The sequence below is a fragment of the Cupriavidus metallidurans CH34 genome, assembly GCF_000196015.1.
In the GTDB taxonomy this organism is placed as follows: domain Bacteria; phylum Pseudomonadota; class Gammaproteobacteria; order Burkholderiales; family Burkholderiaceae; genus Cupriavidus; species Cupriavidus metallidurans.
The window spans coordinates 1345254-1362547 of sequence record NC_007973.1; the positions used below are offsets into that span (position 1 = coordinate 1345254).

The following is a 17294-nucleotide window of genomic DNA, read 5'->3' on the forward strand; positions in this document are numbered from 1 at the left end:
ATGGATACCGACATCGTTCAGATTCCGTTCGACGGACGCAGTATCGACATCGAGTACCAATGGCTGCGCGCGGAACGGATGACGCGGCCGCTCGTGGTCTTCCTGCATGAGGGGCTGGGCTCGATCAGCATGTGGCGCGACTTTCCGCGCCAGTTCTGCGAAGCCGGTGATTTCCGTGGGCTTGTATTTTCGCGCTATGGCTACGGCGGCTCCACGCCGCGCCCGCACGCAGAGAAATGGGGCGCCGATTTCATGCACCGGCAGGCGCGGGAGGCGTTGCCGGCCTTGTTCGAGGCGCTGGATATCGGGCCGGGTCGCCGCCATGGCAAGCCGTGGCTGCTCGGACACAGCGACGGCGGGTCGATCGCGCTGATTCATGCGGCGAGCTTTCCGGATGCGGTGGATGGCCTGACGGTGCTGGCGCCGCACATCATCGTGGAAGACCTGTCCGTGCGCAGCATCGCCGTCACACGCGAGACCTATCTGCAGACAGACCTGCGCGACAGGCTCGCGCGTCACCACCATGATGTCGATTCGGCGTTCTGGGGGTGGAACGACATCTGGCTCAATCCCGATTTCCGCCGCTTTGACCTACGCCCGTTGTTGCACGACATCCGCTGCCCGGCGCTGGCGGTACAGGGCGAGGACGACGAGTACGGCACGATGGAGCAAATCGAGGGTATCCAGCGATATGCGCCGCAAACTGTGCTGCTTAAACTCGCGCGGTGTGGACATTCGCCGCACCGGGACCAGTCCGGCGCATTGACGGCGGCGGCCGTGGCGTTTATAAACACACATACTTCAAATATAAAATAATTGGCCCGGACGGCAGGAACGCTGCCGTACCGCGGGCCAAATGGCTTGAAACCAAAGGCTTCAGACCACCAGGGAGGAGACCCCCATGCATCGCAATGCATCGCGCAGGCTATTGCCAGCCTGCCTCGCCGTCGCCACGCTGCTCGCCACGGGGTCCGTGGCACTGGCCCAGAGTGCGCCGGCCACATCCAGCAAGATCAAGGTCGGCTTCATGCTGCCGTACACGGGCACTTATGCCGCCCTCGGCGGGGCCATCGAGAATGGCTTCCGGATGTACGTGCAGGAGCAGGGCGGCAAGCTGGGCGGCCGCGAGGTTGAATACTTCAAGGTCGATGACGAGTCCGATCCGGCCAAGGCGCCGGAAAATGCCACCAAGCTGATCAAGCGCGACCAGGTCGACGTGGTGGTCGGCACGGTTCATTCGGGCGTGCAAATGGGCATCGTCAAGGTGGCCAAGGAAAACAATACGCTGCTGATCATTCCCAATGCCGGCGTGGACGAAGCCACCGGGCCGCTGTGCGGCTCCAACATCTTTCGTTCGTCGTTCTCGAACTGGCAGCCGGGCTATGCAATGGGCCATGTGCTGGCGGATCGCGGCCTGAAGAAGGTGGTCACGCTGACGTGGAAATACGCAGCGGGCGAGCAGTCGGTCAAGGGCTTCAAGGAAGCGTTCGAAGCCAAGGGCGGCAAGGTGGTGAAGGAGTTGAGCCTGCCGTTCCCGAACGTCGAATTCCAGGCGCTGATTACCGAAGTGGCTTCGATCAAGCCCGACGCCGTGTTCGTGTTCTTCGCCGGCGGCGGCGCGGTCAAGTTCGTCAAGGACTGGCAGGCCGCCGGTCTCAAGGACAAGATTCCGCTGTACGCATCAGGCTTCCTGACCGACGGCACGCTCGAGGCGCAGGGCGTCGCGGCGCAGGGTCTGGAGACCACGCTGCACTATGCCGATGGCCTGACCAATCCGCGCGACAAGAGCTTCCGGCTCGACTACGCCAAGCTGTACAAGCTGCAGCCCGACGTCTACGCGGTACAAGGCTACGATGCCGCGCAACTGCTGGCCGCTGGCGCCAATGCGGTCAAGGGCGACATGTCGCGCAAGCCGGAGGTCATCAAGGCGATGGAAGCCGCGAAGGTGGATAGCCCGCGTGGCGCCTTCACGCTGTCGAAGGCGCACAACCCGGTGCAGGACTTCTATCTGCGCAAGGTCGATGGCCGCGACAACAAGGTCAGCAGCGTCGCCGTGAAGGCGCTGGCCGATCCGGCGCGCGGCTGCCGCCTGTAATCGCACGTTGGAAAGCGGCATCGCGATGGACCTTGTCTCGTTTCTGATCCAGTGCCTGAACAGCGTGCAGTACGGGCTGCTGCTGTTCCTCGTGGCCAGCGGCTTGACGCTGATCTTCGGCATCATGGGCGTGATCAATCTCGCACATGGCAGCTTCTACATGCTGGGGGCCTATCTGGCATTCACGCTGGCCAGCCTGACGGGCAACCTGTTCATTGCGCTGCCGCTCGGCATCGTGCTGGCCGTGCTGTTCGGGTACGTGCTGGAGTGGGCCTTCTTCAGCTACCTGTATCAGCGTGACCACCTGCAACAGGTGCTGATGACATACGGGCTAATCCTGGTCTTCGAGGAGTTGCGCAGCATCCTGGTGGGCGACGACGTGCACGGTGTGCAAGTGCCGTCGCTGCTAGACTGGTCGCTGCCGGTGGGCAACGACATGACCTATCCGGTGTATCGCCTGTTCATCTCCGCCGTCTGCCTGTTGGTGGCCGGCGCGATGTACTACGTGATTCGCCGCACGCGTGTGGGCATGATGATCCGCGCCGGCGCCACGAACCGCGAGATGGTGCAGTCGCTTGGCGTCAACGTGACCGTGCTCTATCGTTTCGTGTTCGCGCTCGGCGTGGCCCTGGCCGTGCTGGCAGGCATGATCGCCGCGCCGGTTTCCTCGGTCTACCCGGGCATGGGCGGGCAGGTGCTGATCATCTGCTTTGTCGTGGTCGTGATCGGCGGTATCGGCTCGGTCAAGGGTGCGCTGGTGGCGTCGCTGCTGATCGGCTTCGTCGATACGTTCGGCAAGGTGTTCTGGCAGGATGCGGCTGGCGTGCTGGTCTACCTGCTGATGGCCGTGATCCTGCTGTGGAAGCCCCAGGGGCTGTTCCGCGCGGGCTGAGCAGGAAATCCTGACATGCATTCCGATTCCTTGACACCGCCACCGCAGGACATCCGCCGCCCGGCCTGGATGGCGACCGCTGGCTGGCTGGTGGCCTTGGCCGTGCTCTGCGCCATGCCGATGCTGCTGACCGCCGACAGCCACAAGTACTACATCGAGCTGCTCAGCAAGGTCATGATCATGGCGATCTTCGCGCTGTCGCTGCAGCTGCTGATTGGCTACACCGGGCTGGTGAGCCTGGGCCACGCCGCCTACTTCGCAATGGCCGCCTATGCCACGGCGATGCTGGCGCCCGAGAGCGGGCCGGGCAATGGCTGGCTGCTGCTGTTCGGCGCCGTGGGCGCGGCGGCCGCGCTGGCGCTGGTGGTTGGCGCGCTCGTGCTGCGCACGCGCGGCATCTACTTCATCATGGTCACGCTGGCCTTCGCGCAGATGGTGTACTTCGTGTTCCACGACACGAAGATCGCCGGTGGCAGCGACGGCACCTACATCTACTTCCGTCCCGAGTTCGGGCTGTTTTCGGCGCGACCGGTGACCGTGAACGACCCCGTGCAGTTCTATTGGCTGGTGCTCGTTGCGCTGGCGCTGACCGTGGCCGCGCTGACCTTGCTGCTGCGTTCCCGCTTCGGCCACGCGCTGGTGGGGATCCGGCACAACGAGCAGCGGATGCGGGCGGCCGGGTTTGGCACGTATCGCTATCAGCTCGGGGCGTTCGTCGTGGGCGGTGCGTTCGCGGGGCTGGCTGGGTACCTCTATGCGATCCAGTTCGGTTTCGTGAATCCCGAGATTGCTTCCTGGCATCAGTCGGGCAACGCGATGCTGATGGTGATTCTTGGCGGCGTCGGCAGCCTGGCTGGCGCCGTGCTGGGTGCATTCTCGTTCGTGCTGCTGGCCGAATGGTTCGGCACGTTGACCAAGCACTGGCAGCTGCTGATGGGCGGTTTCATCATCCTGGCGGTGGCGTTGCTGCCGCGTGGGCTGGTCAGCGTGCCGGCGGTGCTGCGGCATCGTTCTCCGCGTCGCGCGCGGCGGGCCGGCGCGGCCACCGAATCGAACACACGCAGCCGGGAGGCCGTATGAGCACGATCCCATCGGTTCCGGTACTCGATGCGCAAAGCCTCACGCGCCGATTTGGCGGGCTGACGGCGGTCAACAGTGTGGACCTGGCCCTGCATCTGCACGAGATCCATGCGGTGATCGGCACCAACGGTGCCGGCAAGTCGACACTGATCAACCTGTTGTCGGGCGAACTGCCGCCATCGGAGGGCCGGCTGCAACTGCAAGGGCGCGATGTCACGGGCTGGGTGCAGCCCAAGCTGGCGCGCCACGGCATTGGCCGCAGCTACCAGCGCAACAACATCTTCCTGCCACTGACCGTGCGCGAAAATTGCCGGCTTGCGGCGCAATCGCGCGCGCAGCGGGCCTGGCGGCTCTGGGAGCCGGCGCAGGGCTGCCGCACGAGCCGCGCGCTGGCCGACGAGGCGCTCGAACGGGCAGGGCTGATGCAGCACGCCGGTCGGCTTGCCAGCGATCTCGCGCATGGCCAGAAGCGCCAGCTCGAGGTGGCCATGTGCCTCGCGACCGAGCCCGTGGCACTGCTGCTCGACGAACCGCTGGCTGGCATGGGGGCGGAGGAGTCTGAGCGGATGCTTGACCTGCTACGCGGCCTGAAGGAGGGCCACGCGATCCTGCTGGTCGAGCACGACATGGAGGCCGTGTTTGCCGTGGCCGATCGCATCACGGTGATGGTGAACGGCACGGTGATCGCCACCGGCGATCCGGCCAGCATCCGAGCCAATCGGGAAGTGCAACTGGCCTATCTCGGCGAAGAGGAGGCCGCATGAGCCATGCCGCGATCATTGACGCAGATGGCGTCAACGCCTGGTATGGGTCGAGCCACGTGCTGCGCGGTATCGACTTTCGCGTCGGCGCCGGCGAGTCGGTTGGCCTGCTTGGCCGCAACGGCATGGGCAAGAGCACGCTGCTGCGGACGCTGCTGGGCCACGTGCGCGAACGTGAAGGCGGGATCCGCGTGGTGGGGCGCGATATGTCGCGGGCGCGGCCGCATGAGGTCGCCCGGCTCGGCATCGCCTATGTCCCGGAGGGGCGGGGGATATTTCCTAATCTGAGCGTCCGCGAGAACCTGCTGATGGCTGCGCGCGCCGGGAGCCAGGGCCGCAAGGACTGGGACGAGGCCCGCGTGCTGGACCTGTTCCCACGCCTGAAAGAGCGGTTGTCGCACGGCGGGCAGCAGTTGTCGGGCGGCGAACAGCAGATGCTGTCGATCGGCCGCGCGCTGATGACCAACCCGGATTGCCTGATCCTGGACGAGGCCACCGAAGGGCTGGCGCCCAAAATCGTCCACGAAATCTGGAATGTGATCGCCACGATACGGGCGACGGGGATCGCGTCAGTCGTAGTCGACCGAAACTACCGGGCCGTGCTGGCCCATGTGGACCGGGTGGTCGTGCTGGAAAAGGGGCTGGTGGTCATGTCCGGGCCCGCTGCCGATCTGGCCGCCGCGCCGGCGGCGCTGGACCGTTACCTGGGTGTTTGATTTCCAGATTCGGCGGCCCGCCATGGGGCGCCGTTGTGGCTTGTCCGCAACGCTCGTTTGGTGGGGCAACCCACTGCAAAGTGTGACCAGAGCTTGACCATGGCCCGGTTCGCTTCCATGCTTGTTCGGTCGCATTGGCAACACGGGCATCTTCCACAGTGGTCGTCTTACAGCACTTCATCTAGAATGCGCGCGTTTGTGCAATGCAATAGAGGTAGAGACGGCCATACCGCCCCATCGGGGACCGGAGCCGCTTGCGCGAGAGAATTTGTGCCTGAATCACCACATCGGTAGGTGTTATGCCCGGCAGCCCGCCGGGTGAGCCGAAGTCAGGCCGTAGAGGCGCGAGCCGGTCCACCAGACCCAAATCCATGACTCAATCCACAACCAGTCACTACTACGTCGAAAGCCCGAGCTCCCGTGCGCTCGTGGTCGGCGCGATCGGTGTCGTCTTCGGCGATATCGGCACCAGTCCCCTTTACTCGCTCAAGGAATGCTTCAGCCCGGAACATGGCATTCCGTTCAGTCCCGATGCGGTACTCGGCATCATCTCGATGCTGTTCTGGGCCTTTGTTATCGTCGTGTCGCTGAAGTACGTGATGTTCGTGATGCGCGCCGACAACAACGGCGAGGGCGGCATTCTGGCGCTGATGGCGCTGGCCTTGCGCACAGCGGCGCCACGGTCACGCATGGCCAAGCTGATCATGATGTTCGGCATCTTCGGCGCGTGCATGTTCTACGGCGACGCGGTGATCACGCCGGCCATCTCGGTGCTGTCTGCCGTCGAAGGCCTGGAGATTGCCGCGCCGGGGCTTTCCCACTTCGTGATTCCGATCACGCTGCTGATCCTGGCCTTGCTGTTCTTTATCCAGCGCAGCGGCACGCATGTGGTGGGCAAGCTGTTCGGGCCGATCATGGTGGTGTGGTTCCTGGCGCTCGGCGCGCTGGGCCTGATCCATTTGGTGCAGGCACCCGGGATCGTCAAGGCCATCAACCCGGTCTATGCGGTGTCATTCCTGCATGACCACTCGCTCCAGGCGTTCATCGTGCTGGGTAGCGTGTTCCTGGTGCTGACTGGCGCGGAGGCGCTCTACGCCGATATGGGCCACTTCGGCGCGAAGCCGATCCGCACGGCCTGGTTCGTGCTGGTCATGCCGTGCCTGATCCTGAACTACTTTGGCCAGGGGGCAATGCTGCTGGGCAACCCCGACGCGATCGAAAATCCTTTCTACCTGATGGTGCCGTCGGCGCTGCAATTGCCGATGGTGTTGCTGGCCACCGCGGCCACGGTGATTGCGTCGCAGGCCGTCATCTCGGGAGCGTTCTCGCTGACGAGCCAGGCCATTCAGCTTGGTTTCATGCCGCGGATGCGTATCCGCTATACCTCGGCGGCGGAAATCGGCCAGATCTATATGCCCGTGATCAACTGGATCCTGCTGGTACTTGTGATCTGCGTGGTGCTGGCGTTCAAGAAGTCCGATAACCTGGCGGCCGCGTACGGGATCGCCGTGACCACGACGATGGTGATCACCACGTTCCTGGCCGCGCTGGTGATGCGCAACGTCTGGAAGTGGAACCCTGCATTGGTGACGCTGATCAGCCTGACGTTCCTGGTGGTCGACATGTCGTTCTTCGCGGCCAACCTGCTCAAGATCGCCGAGGGCGGCTGGTTCCCGCTGCTGATGGGCGGTAGCGCGTTCTTCCTGTTGATGACCTGGCACAGTGGCCGGAAGCTGCTGCGCGCGCGTAGCCTGGAGGATGGCATTCCGCTGGAGCCGTTTATCGCCGGCCTGCTGGCGCACCCGCCGCATCGCGTGGAAGGTACGGCCGTGTTCCTGACCGGCAACACCGAATCGGTGCCGGTGTCGCTGCTGCACAACCTCAAGCACAACCGCGTGCTGCACGAGCGGGTGGTTTTCCTGCAGTTCGTGACGCGTGACATTCCGTACGTGGACGACGACGAGCGCCTGAGCTGCAAGGATCTGGGGGGAGGCGTCTACATCCTCAAGTCCGAATATGGCTTCAAGGAAACGCCTGATGTGCAGCGGGTTCTGGATCTGGCCCAGCGCAAGCTCGGCATGCAATTCGAGCTGATGGAAACCTCATTCTTCATCGCGCGTGAATCGGTGATTCCGTCGAAGCTGCCGGGTATGTCGATGTGGCGCGAAAGCCTGTTCGCGTGGATGCATCAGAACGGCGCCAAACCGTCGGACTTCTTCTCGATTCCGGCCAACCGCGTGGTGGAGCTTGGGACGAAGGTAGAAATCTGATTCCCGAGGTCCAGATGTGACAACGCCCCGCAATTGCGGGGCGTTTTGTTTTTTCCTCCTCTCCCGCGAGCGGGAGAGGAGAACTGCCGGACTTAGCGCTTCAGCTTGGCGAATGCCGCTGCCATCGCGCCTTGCTGCACCGCTTCACGACGGTTGCCGCCGTTGGAACCCTTGCCACTGCCGTTACGCTGGCCACCGCGATCATTCGAACGATCGGCGCCGCCTGCACGTGCCGTAGCCTGGCCCGGCTCGTCATCGAGGCGCATCGTCAAGCCGATGCGATTGCGCTTGACGTCCACTTCCATCACCTTGACCTTGACGATCTGGCCGGCCTTGACAACCTCGTGTGCATCCTTGACGAACTTCGTCGAAAGTGCCGAGATATGGACCAGGCCGTCCTGATGCACGCCGATGTCGACGAACGCGCCGAAGGCCGCCACATTCGTCACCACGCCTTCAAGCACCATGCCGGGCTGCAGATCCTTGACGTCCTCCACGCCATCCTGGAACGTCGCGGTCTTGAACTCGGGGCGCGGGTCGCGGCCCGGCTTTTCGAGTTCGGACAGGATGTCGCGCACGGTCGGCAGGCCGAACGTGTCATCGGCAAACTGCTGGGCCGACAGGCCGCGCAGGGCGTCGCGGTTGCCCATCACATCGGGCAGCCCCTTCTTGATGTGATCCAGGATGCGCTGCACCACCGGATAGGCTTCCGGGTGCACCGACGAGCGGTCGAGCGGGTTGTCCCCGTCGTTGACGCGCAGGAAGCCGGCGGCCTGTTCGAACGTCTTGTCGCCCAGGCGCGGCACCTTCTTCAGCGCATCGCGATTCGAGAACGCGCCATTGGCGTCGCGGTATTCGACGATATTGCGCGCCAGTACCGAGTTCAGGCCCGAGACACGTGCCAGCAGCGGGGCGGAGGCCGTGTTGACGTCCACACCCACCGCATTTACGCAGTCTTCCACCACGGCGTCCAGCGCACGCGCGAGTTCGCGCTGGTTCACATCATGCTGATACTGGCCCACGCCGATCGATTTCGGGTCGATCTTGACCAGCTCGGCGAGCGGGTCCTGCAGCCGGCGGGCGATCGACACCGCGCCGCGCAGCGACACGTCGAGTTCCGGAAACTCCTTGGCCGCCAGTTCCGAGGCCGAGTAGACCGATGCGCCAGCCTCGCTGACCACGATCTTGGTGAGCTTCAGCTCGGGCGCGCCCTTCATCAGGTCCTGCACCAGCTTGTCCGTTTCGCGGCTGGCCGTGCCGTTGCCGATCGAGCACAGCGCGACGTTGTGTTGCTTGGCCAGACGTGCCAGCGTGGCCAGCGAACCGTTCCAGTCGCGGCGCGGCTCGTGCGGGTAGATCGTTGCCGTTTCCAGCAGCTTGCCCGTGGTGTCCACCACGGCGATCTTGCAGCCCGTGCGGATGCCCGGGTCGACACCCATCACCGATTTCGGGCCGGCCGGCGCGGCCAGCAGCAGCTCGTGCAGGTTGCGGCCGAACACCTTGATGGCCTCGCCCTCGGCGGTCTCGCGCAGTTGCGTGAGCAGTTCGGTTTCCAGATGCGGCTGCACCTTGACGCGCCAGCTCCAGCGGCAGACGTCGGCCAGCCACTTGTCGGCGGGGCGATTCTGGTTCTGGATGCCGACGTGGCGCGCGATCATGCCCTCGCACGGATGCGGCACCATCGCGTCCTGTTCCTCGCCAAGGCCAAGCTTGACCATCAGCACGCCCGCGTTGCGGCCGCGGAACAGCGCCAGCGCGCGGTGCGACGGCACGGTGCGGATCGTCTCGCTGTACTGGTAGTAGTCGCGGAATTTCTCTTCCTCGGCGGTTTCCTTGCCCTCCACGACGGAGGACGTCACCACGCCGTTGCTCCAGAGATGCTCGCGCAGCTTGCCGAGCAGTTCCGCCGTTTCGCCGAACTGCTCCGACAGGATGTCGCGCGCGCCGTCCAGCGCGGCCTTGACGTCGGGCACGCCGCCGTCGGCGGTGGGGTTGCCGTTGACGTACTTGGCGGCCTCGGCTTGGGGATCGAGCGTCGGGTCGGCCAGCAGTGCCTGCGCAAGTGGTTCCAGGCCGCATTCACGGGCGATCTGGGCGCGCGTGCGACGGCGCGGCTTGTAGGGCAGGTACAGGTCTTCCAGCGTCTGCTTGGTCTCGGCCGCTTCAATGGCCGCGCGCAGTTCGTCGGTGAGCTTGCCCTGTTCCTCGATCGACGCCAGGATCGTGGCGCGACGATCTTCCATGTCGCGCAGGTAAAGCAGGCGCTCCTCAAGCGTGCGAAGCTGCGTGTCGTCCAGGTTGCCCGTGACTTCCTTGCGATAGCGGGCGATGAATGGCACCGTGGCGCCTTCGTCCAGAAGGTTGACGGCAGCCGCTACCTGGCGGGGTTGCACGGACAGTTCGGCCGCGATCAGCGACACAATCTTTTGCAGAACGGAAGCAGGCAGATTGGACATCGAGAATACGTGTCAGTCGAAAGCGGGGCATTGTGCCACAAGCGCGATGCGCGCCTGGTGACGGGGAGACACCTTTTGTGCCCGCTGTTTTCCGACGTGGTGGCGCATCCACGGGCAGACACAAGTTGCAACGTTCGCCCAGGGGTCCGAAGTGGCCCCGGATGTTAGAATTCCGCCATGATCGTCAAGCCCCATCCGGCCACCATGGCTGCCCCGGTTTCCCAAGTGCCCACAGTGTCTTCCACGGCTCTCACCATCGCGCTCGCGGCGCTACTGCTGGCTGCGCCGTTTCGGCTCGCCATGGCGCAGGCGTCCACGCCGGCTGCAGCGGCTGTGCCGCCGGCCCCAGGCGTCGCGCGCGATTTCGATGCCGAGCGCAAGGCGATCGACGACTCGCGGGCCTGGGCCAAATATCGTTACGCGGTGGCGGAACGTGCGTGCTACAGCAAGTTCCTGGTGAACAACTGCATCGACAAGGCCAAGGAAGTCCAACGCGGCGAGCTGCAGGTGCTGCGCGAGCGCGATCTGGAGGTGGGCGATGCCGAGCGTGCCTACCGTGCGACCCAGCGTGATCACGACCAGGCCCTGCGGCGTGCGGAGTACGAGGCCAGCCTGCCCAAGCGGGCCGCCGACGAACAGGCCAGCCGCGAAGCCTTCGAACGCAAGCAGCAGGACCAGGCGCTGCGTGATGCGCAGCACAATGCTGGCGCGCCGCAGCGGGCGGCCAATGCCGAGGCTTACCAGAAGAAGCAGGACGATTTCGCCACCAAGATGCAGGAGGCACAGCAGAAGGGTGCCGAGCAGGCCCGTCAGCACGAGGAGAACGCGAAGGCATACCAGCAAAAACAGGTCGATGCCGCGCAACGTCAGAAGGAACTGGAAGAACGCCGCGCCCGCGCCGCGGAAAAGCAGAATCAGGGGCAGTCGTCGAAGCCCAGCCCATTCGGATTCTGATCTGGCTCGAACAACACCCGGGCAATGGCCGCAAGGCAGGGCAGGGGAAGGCGCAACATGGACGAGAACCTCAATACGCTGGCGCGACAGATCATCGAACTGCAGATCGAGCATCGTGATCTGGATTTCATGATCGACCGCCTTGCGTCCGATCCGTCGCATGACGAATTGCAACTGCGCCGGCTCAAGAAGCGCCGGCTCAAGCTCAAGGACGCCATCACCCTGTTGCAAGTGCAGGTCGAGCCCGACGTACCCGCCTAGCATAGATATCCACCGGTCCCTCCGGCGCCATGACAAAAGCGTGCGCGACCAATCGCGCCACGCCTCAGGAAGTTCCAACTTGTCCGAACCGATCGAAGACACATCCTTATCCGACGGCCCCAATGTGGCCGGAGCCGCCGACATGCCGGAGTCGCTCGCGAACGCCGTTGCCGCGGCGGCAGCCGACCAGGCCGCGCTAAGGTCTTCGCAACTCGCTACGATCTTTGCCGAAACCGGCACGCTGGCCAGTGCGATCCCCGGCTACCGGCCGCGCGCGGCGCAGGAGAAGATGTCCGAGGCCGTGGCCAATGCGATCGCCGACAACGACACGGTGATCGTCGAGGCTGGCACGGGTACGGGCAAGACGTACGCCTATCTGGTGCCGGCCATGCTCTGGGGCGGGAAGGTCATCCTTTCGACCGGTACCAAGAACCTGCAGGACCAGCTTTACCTCCGCGACATTCCGACGGTACGCCATGCGCTGAACGTGCCGATCTCCGTCTCCCTGCTCAAGGGGCGGGCCAACTACGTTTGCCACTATCACCTGGAGCGGGCACAGGCCAACGGCCGGCTGGCGTCGAAGCAGGATGCGGCCTGGTTGCGCGAGATCAGCCGATTCGCCAAGACCACGACGTCCGGGGACAAGGCCGAGCTGGCCGAAGTACCCGAGAACGCGCCAGTGTGGCAGCTCGTGACGTCCACACGGGACAACTGCCTGGGCAGCGAATGTCCGAACTACAAGGAATGCTTCGTGATGCGCGCCCGCAAGGAGGCGCAGCAGGCCGACCTTGTGGTCGTCAACCATCACTTGTTCTTTGCCGACGTTGTGCTGCGCGATACCGGCATGGCCGAATTGCTGCCCGCCGCCAACACAGTGATCTTCGACGAAGCGCACCAGTTGCCCGAGACGGCGACGTTGTTCTTCGGCGAAACGTTGTCGACGAGCCAACTGCTCGAGCTGGCCCGTGATACCGTGGCCGAAGGGCTGTCGCACGCGCGCGATGCGGTGGACTGGGTCGCGCTTGGGGCACCGCTCGAACGGGCTGCCCGCGATCTGCGCCTGGCTTTCGGCAGGGAGAACGCCCGCCTTGCGCTGGGGCAGATCGACGCCGACCCGCGCATTCGCGAGCCGTTTCACGAAACGCTCGACGCGCTCGACACGGCGCTGTCCGACTTTGTCGAGGCACTGGAATCGCAGGCCGAGCGTGCCGAGGAGCTTGAACAGTGCCATCGCCGCGCGCTCGAACTCGCCCAGCGGCTGGCGGCATGGCGCGACGACCGGATTGCCGCATCCCCGGTGCCTGCGGCCGAGCCGGCCGACGATGCGGAAGGCGACCAGACTTCCCAGTCTGTCCAACCTGCCCAGCTTGGCCCCGAAACCGTACGCTGGGTGGAAGTGTTCTCGCACACGGTGCAGTTGCATCGGACGCCGTTGTCGATCGCGCCAATCTTCAGCCGGCAACGCGCAGGCCAACCACGCGCGTGGGTCTTCACCTCTGCCACGCTGTCCGTGAAGGGCAACTTCACCCATTACGCCGCGCAGCTTGGGCTGGATCGCGATCGGTCGTTGACACTGCCGAGCCCGTTTGACTATGCGAAACAGGGGCTGCTGTATGTGCCCCGGGATATGCCACCGCCGCAATCGCCTCAATTTACCGAGGCGGTGGTGGAGCGGGCGCTGCCGTTGATCGAGGCGGCAGGTGGTCGCACGTTCCTGCTTTGCACCACGTTGCGGGCGGTGCAGAAGGCGTCGGACATGCTCTATGACCTGTTCGCTGAGCGTGGTATCAACCTGCCGCTGCTCGTGCAGGGCCAGGCGAGCCGTACCGAATTGCTCGACCGCTTCCGCGAGCTTGGCAATGCCGTGCTGGTGGGCAGCCAGAGTTTCTGGGAAGGCGTTGATGTCCGTGGCGAGGCGCTGTCGCTGGTCATCATCGACAAGCTGCCGTTCGCACCGCCCGATGATCCAGTGCTGGCAGCGCGCATGGAAGTACTGCAGAAGAAGGGGCTCAGCCCGTTCGCGGTTCACCAGCTTCCGCATGCGGTGATCACGCTGAAGCAGGGTGCTGGCCGACTGATCCGGTCTGAGACCGATCGCGGCGTGCTGGCGATTTGCGATACCCGGCTCGTGGAAAAGCCGTATGGCCGGCAGATCTGGCAGAGTCTTCCGCCGTTCACGCGCACGCGAGAAGCCGACACCGTCATTCGGTTCCTGGAAGGGTTGGGGCGAGGTGAGGCACCGGCGTCCGAGTCCGACACGGATTCGGAGTAGCTGTCCCAGTTTGTACCAGGCAACCACGAGTTCGTAGCATCTGCCCGCCGGGGATGGTCTTCCCGCACCAGACTTACTCGATCGGCAGCGGCTACGAGATTCCGAGTGACCGCAGCCAGCGCATCCAAGCGGCTTGGTCGCCATGACGAGGCCTACGGCACGTACGATGGTTATCGTGCCGAGAAGGGGGCGTGTTCATGAGCCCAACGTCTGGCGTCAGGCCAAAAAAAACCGCACGGATCGCGTGCGGTTTTTTTGTTTCACGATGACTCCAGCCCGGTAGTTCGCTGGACTGCGCCGTAGCTCGATACAGCAGGTTTATCAATAGCTTACGCGCGTCCATCATATGCCGGTGCTTTCTGAAACTTGACCCGGTTTTCCCTCGTGCCGCTCCTATCTGGCTCTTGGAATCCGGGTCGTTCCAAGGAGTCATCATGGCAAAGATCAAGCTCACCAAGACCGCCGTGGAGGCGGCCCAGCCCCAGGCCAAGGATGTTGAACTGCGGGATACCGTGGTGCCCGGCTTCCTGTGCAAGATTACCCCGACGGGCCGCCGGGTGTTCATGCTCCAGTACCGCACGAACTCCGGCCAGCCCCGCAAGCCCTCGCTGGGGCTATACGGGGAGCTGACCGTCGAACAGGCACGAGTCAAGGCACAGGACTGGCTGGCCGAGGTTCGCCGGGGCGGCGACCCCGGCGGCGCCAAGGCCGAGGCGCGCAAGGCGCCCACGATGGCCGAGTTGTGCAAGAAGTTCATGGAGGACTACTCCAAGAAGCGCAACAAGCCCAGCACGCAGGACGGCTATCAGGGCGTCATCGACCGCAACATCATCCCGCTGCTGGGCCGCAAGAAGGTGCATGACGTGAAGCGGCCCGACATTGCCGGGCTGATGGAGAAGCTGGCCTACAAGCCGACCGAGGCGAACAAGACCTTCGGCGTGCTGCGCAAGATGTTCAACCTGGCCGAAGTGTGGGGCTACCGCCCGGACGGCACGAATCCGTGCCGCCACGTCCCGATGTACCCGCCGGGCAAGGAAACCCGGCTCATCGTGGACGAGGAAATGGTGCGGATCTTCCGTCATCTGGAGAAGCTGGAGGCGGAAGGGCTGGAGAACTACGTCATCCCGCTGGCGATCCGGCTGCAATTCGAGTTTGCCGCCCGGCGCTCCGAAATCTGCCCGCTCGAATGGAGCTGGCTGGACTTCGAGAACCGGCGCGTGGTGTGGCCCGACAGCAAGGTCGGCGGCATTTCCAAGCCCATGAGCGAGGAAGCCTATCGGCTGCTTTCGACGGCGCCGCGCCGGGAGGGCTGCCCCTATGTCCTGCCATCGCCCAACGACTCGACCAAGCACCTGACCTTTGGCGAGCACTATGGCGGCTGGTGCCGGGTGCTCAAGGCCGCCGGCGTCCCGCACGTCGGCACGCACGGCATCCGCCATCGCTCGACCACCGACATAGCCAATTCCGGCGTGCCGACCAAAGTGGGCATGAAGTTAACGGGCCACAAGACTGTGGCGATGTTCATGCACTACGTCCACACCGAGGACAAGCCGGTGCGCGATGCGGCCGAGCTGGTGGCCAGCCGGCGCCAGGCCATCACGGGCGCGCGCCAGCTTGCGGAGGCGGCAGCATGAACACGCGCCGGTCATCCGCAGCGTCGTCCGCAGCGTCGTCCGCAGCGCCTTCGGCGCTGCTGGGCGACATTCGGGCACTGATCGAGGCGGCGCGCAAGCGCGCCGCCTCGACGGTGAATAGCGAGCTGACGATGCTCTACTGGCGCATCGGCCAGCGCATCCGCACGCAGGTCTTGGACGGGCGCCGGGGCGCTTATGGCAAGGAAGTCCTGCCTACCCTGGCGGCGCAGTTGGTGAAGGAGTACGGCAACAGCTTTGCCGAGCAGAACCTGCGCCGCATGGTGCAGTTCGCAGCCACCTTTCCCGACGAGCAGATTCTCGTATCACTGATACGAGAATTGAGCTGGACGCACTTCATCGCCCTGATCCCGCTGAAAGACCCGCTCCAGCGGGACTATTACGCGCAGATGGCGAGCGCCGAACGCTGGAGCGTGCGGACGCTGCGTGAGCGCATCGACTCGATGCTGTACGAACGCACGGCGCTGTCCCAAAAGCCGGGCGAGACGATCGCACAGGAGTTGGCGAAGATGCGCGATGCGCAGCGCATGTCGCCCGCCCTAGTCATGCGCGACCCGTACATCCTCGACTTCCTGGGGCTGCGGGACACTTGGCAGGAAGGCGACTTGGAGGCGGCGATCATCCGCGAAATGGAGTCGTTCTTGTTGGAGCTGGGCGCGGGTTTCAGCTTCGTGGCCCGGCAGAAGCGCATCCAAATTGACGGCGAGGATTTTCACCTCGACCTGCTGTTTTACAACCGCAAGCTGCGGCGGCTGGTGGCAGTGGAGTTGAAGGTCGACGAGTTCAAGGCGGCTTTCAAGGGACAGATGGAGCTTTACCTTCGCTGGCTGGACAAGCACGAACGGGAGCCGGAGGAGGCCTCGCCGCTGGGGATCATCCTTTGCACCGGCAAAAAGCGCGAGCAGATCGAATTGCTGGAGCTGGACAAGTCGGGCATCCACGTCGCCGAGTATCTGACTGCCTTGCCGCCGAGGGGTGTGCTGGTGGAGCGGCTGCAACAGGCAACGCAACGGGCGCAGTTGCAGATCGAGCAGCGCAAGACCGACAACCAGTAGTCCTGTCCGAAGAAGTCGGGCGTCCCGGCGTGCCGCCGTCGCGCTGTCGTGCTGCGCATCGAGCCTCGCTGCGCGAGTCTCTCCCCATGCGGGCTTCCATCACTGACGCCTCCGGCCCGGCTCGCTGATCCGGGCCTGCGCGCTCCGCTTGCCAAAAGCCGACTGTGTGCAGTGGGCGGGTGTGGGCGGTCTTGCTGTTCCCTTCACCGTATCACGGCGTTCTCGCCGTCAAGGGCGGCGCGCGCCATGCGCGCTTGCGACCTGGCGGCCGTCTGCGACCCCTGACTGCTTGCGCTGCGCCGTGCTGGCGCCGGTTCCGGGCAATTCCGCCCGAGCAACCGGAGCACGATCATGTCGCAACTTTCCCTCTCTCTCGATACTCCGCTGATGGTGCGCGATGGCCGTGGGCGCTATCGGCCGGCGGACGCCGACCAGATTCTGGAGGCCGCGCGCCAGGTCATCGAACAGAAGATGCAGCGCGGCGAGGCGTTCACTTCGCCGGAGGCGGTGAAGGACTACCTGCGCGCCAAGCTGGCCGGCTTCGAGCACGAAGTCTTCGCGGTGTTGTTCCTCGACACGCGCCATCGGTTGATCGACTACGTGGAGATGTTCCACGGCACGATCGACGCCGCCGAGGTGCATCCGCGCGAGGTGGTGAAGCAGGCGCTGCGGCTCAATGCAGCGGCGGTCATCGTCGCCCATTATGTTCCGCGCCACATAATGGGCGTTATGTGCCCTGTTTTCTTATGTGCCCGGTCGTACCGATAGGGGCATATTTCAAGCACTTCTGAGCACGGCCTGGCCACATAATGGCGGGTGGCGCGCAACAT

General features: G+C 64.4%; 13 protein-coding genes and 1 pseudogene. 13 read left to right on the forward strand and 1 reads right to left on the reverse strand.

Going from position 1 to position 17294, the window contains the following annotated elements; translation table 11 throughout:
- The 7 genes from RMET_RS06185 (at position 1) to RMET_RS06215 (ending at position 7814) form a co-directional block, all read left to right on the forward strand.
- Positions 1-816, forward strand: coding sequence for an alpha/beta fold hydrolase (locus RMET_RS06185; protein WP_011516000.1), 816 nt, complete (start codon positions 1-3; stop codon positions 814-816).
- Between the two features lie 85 nt (positions 817-901).
- The gene (locus RMET_RS06190) at positions 902-2095 is read left to right on the forward strand and encodes an ABC transporter substrate-binding protein (protein WP_011516001.1); all 1194 of its coding nucleotides are present in this window, start codon (positions 902-904) and stop codon (positions 2093-2095) included.
- Between the two features lie 25 nt (positions 2096-2120).
- Positions 2121-2987: a branched-chain amino acid ABC transporter permease gene (locus tag RMET_RS06195; RefSeq protein WP_008652164.1), complete on the forward strand. Its 867-nt coding sequence runs from the start codon at positions 2121-2123 to the stop codon at positions 2985-2987.
- Between the two features lie 15 nt (positions 2988-3002).
- Entirely contained in the window at positions 3003-4067 is a 1065-nt protein-coding gene (locus tag RMET_RS06200) for a branched-chain amino acid ABC transporter permease (protein WP_011516002.1), read from the forward strand.
- Positions 4064-4831 (forward strand): ABC transporter ATP-binding protein, encoded by a 768-nt coding sequence (locus RMET_RS06205; protein ID WP_011516003.1) that lies wholly within the window; start codon positions 4064-4066, stop codon positions 4829-4831. The genes RMET_RS06200 and RMET_RS06205 overlap by 4 nt, the downstream gene beginning before the upstream one ends.
- Positions 4828-5544: an ABC transporter ATP-binding protein gene (locus tag RMET_RS06210; protein ID WP_008646845.1), complete on the forward strand. Its 717-nt coding sequence runs from the start codon at positions 4828-4830 to the stop codon at positions 5542-5544. Before RMET_RS06205 ends, RMET_RS06210 begins: the two co-directional genes overlap by 4 nt.
- Positions 5545-5915: 371 nt before the next feature.
- On the forward strand, positions 5916-7814 hold the full coding sequence (locus RMET_RS06215) for a potassium transporter Kup (protein WP_008646843.1): 1899 nt from the start codon (positions 5916-5918) through the stop codon (positions 7812-7814).
- Positions 7815-7906: 92 nt separating this feature from the next.
- Here the strand turns inward: RMET_RS06215 and RMET_RS06220 are convergent, their stop codons facing one another.
- A complete protein-coding gene (locus RMET_RS06220; protein WP_011516006.1) occupies positions 7907-10270 on the reverse strand; it encodes a Tex family protein in 2364 nt (787 codons plus the stop codon).
- A gap of 177 nt (positions 10271-10447) precedes the next feature.
- Between RMET_RS06220 and RMET_RS06225 the strand changes: the two genes are divergently transcribed.
- The 6 genes and pseudogenes from RMET_RS06225 to RMET_RS06250 form a co-directional block, all read left to right on the forward strand.
- A complete protein-coding gene (locus RMET_RS06225) occupies positions 10448-11224 on the forward strand; it encodes a hypothetical protein (RefSeq protein WP_011516007.1) in 777 nt (258 codons plus the stop codon).
- 57 nt (positions 11225-11281) lie between these two features.
- Entirely contained in the window at positions 11282-11485 is a 204-nt protein-coding gene (locus RMET_RS06230; RefSeq protein ID WP_008646837.1) for a YdcH family protein, read from the forward strand.
- 142 nt (positions 11486-11627) lie between these two features.
- Positions 11628-13757, forward strand: coding sequence for an ATP-dependent DNA helicase (locus tag RMET_RS06235; protein WP_224446137.1), 2130 nt, complete (start codon positions 11628-11630; stop codon positions 13755-13757).
- 434 nt (positions 13758-14191) lie between these two features.
- Complete coding sequence (locus RMET_RS06240; protein WP_011516010.1) at positions 14192-15391, forward strand: tyrosine-type recombinase/integrase; 1200 nt, start codon at positions 14192-14194, stop codon at positions 15389-15391.
- Entirely contained in the window at positions 15388-16464 is a 1077-nt protein-coding gene (locus RMET_RS06245) for a PDDEXK nuclease domain-containing protein (protein ID WP_011516011.1), read from the forward strand. Before RMET_RS06240 ends, RMET_RS06245 begins: the two co-directional genes overlap by 4 nt.
- A 351-nt stretch (positions 16465-16815) precedes the next feature.
- Positions 16816-17175 (forward strand): annotated as a pseudogene (locus RMET_RS06250) (JAB domain-containing protein); the annotation flags it as partial.
- Positions 17176-17294 lie beyond the last annotated feature (119 nt).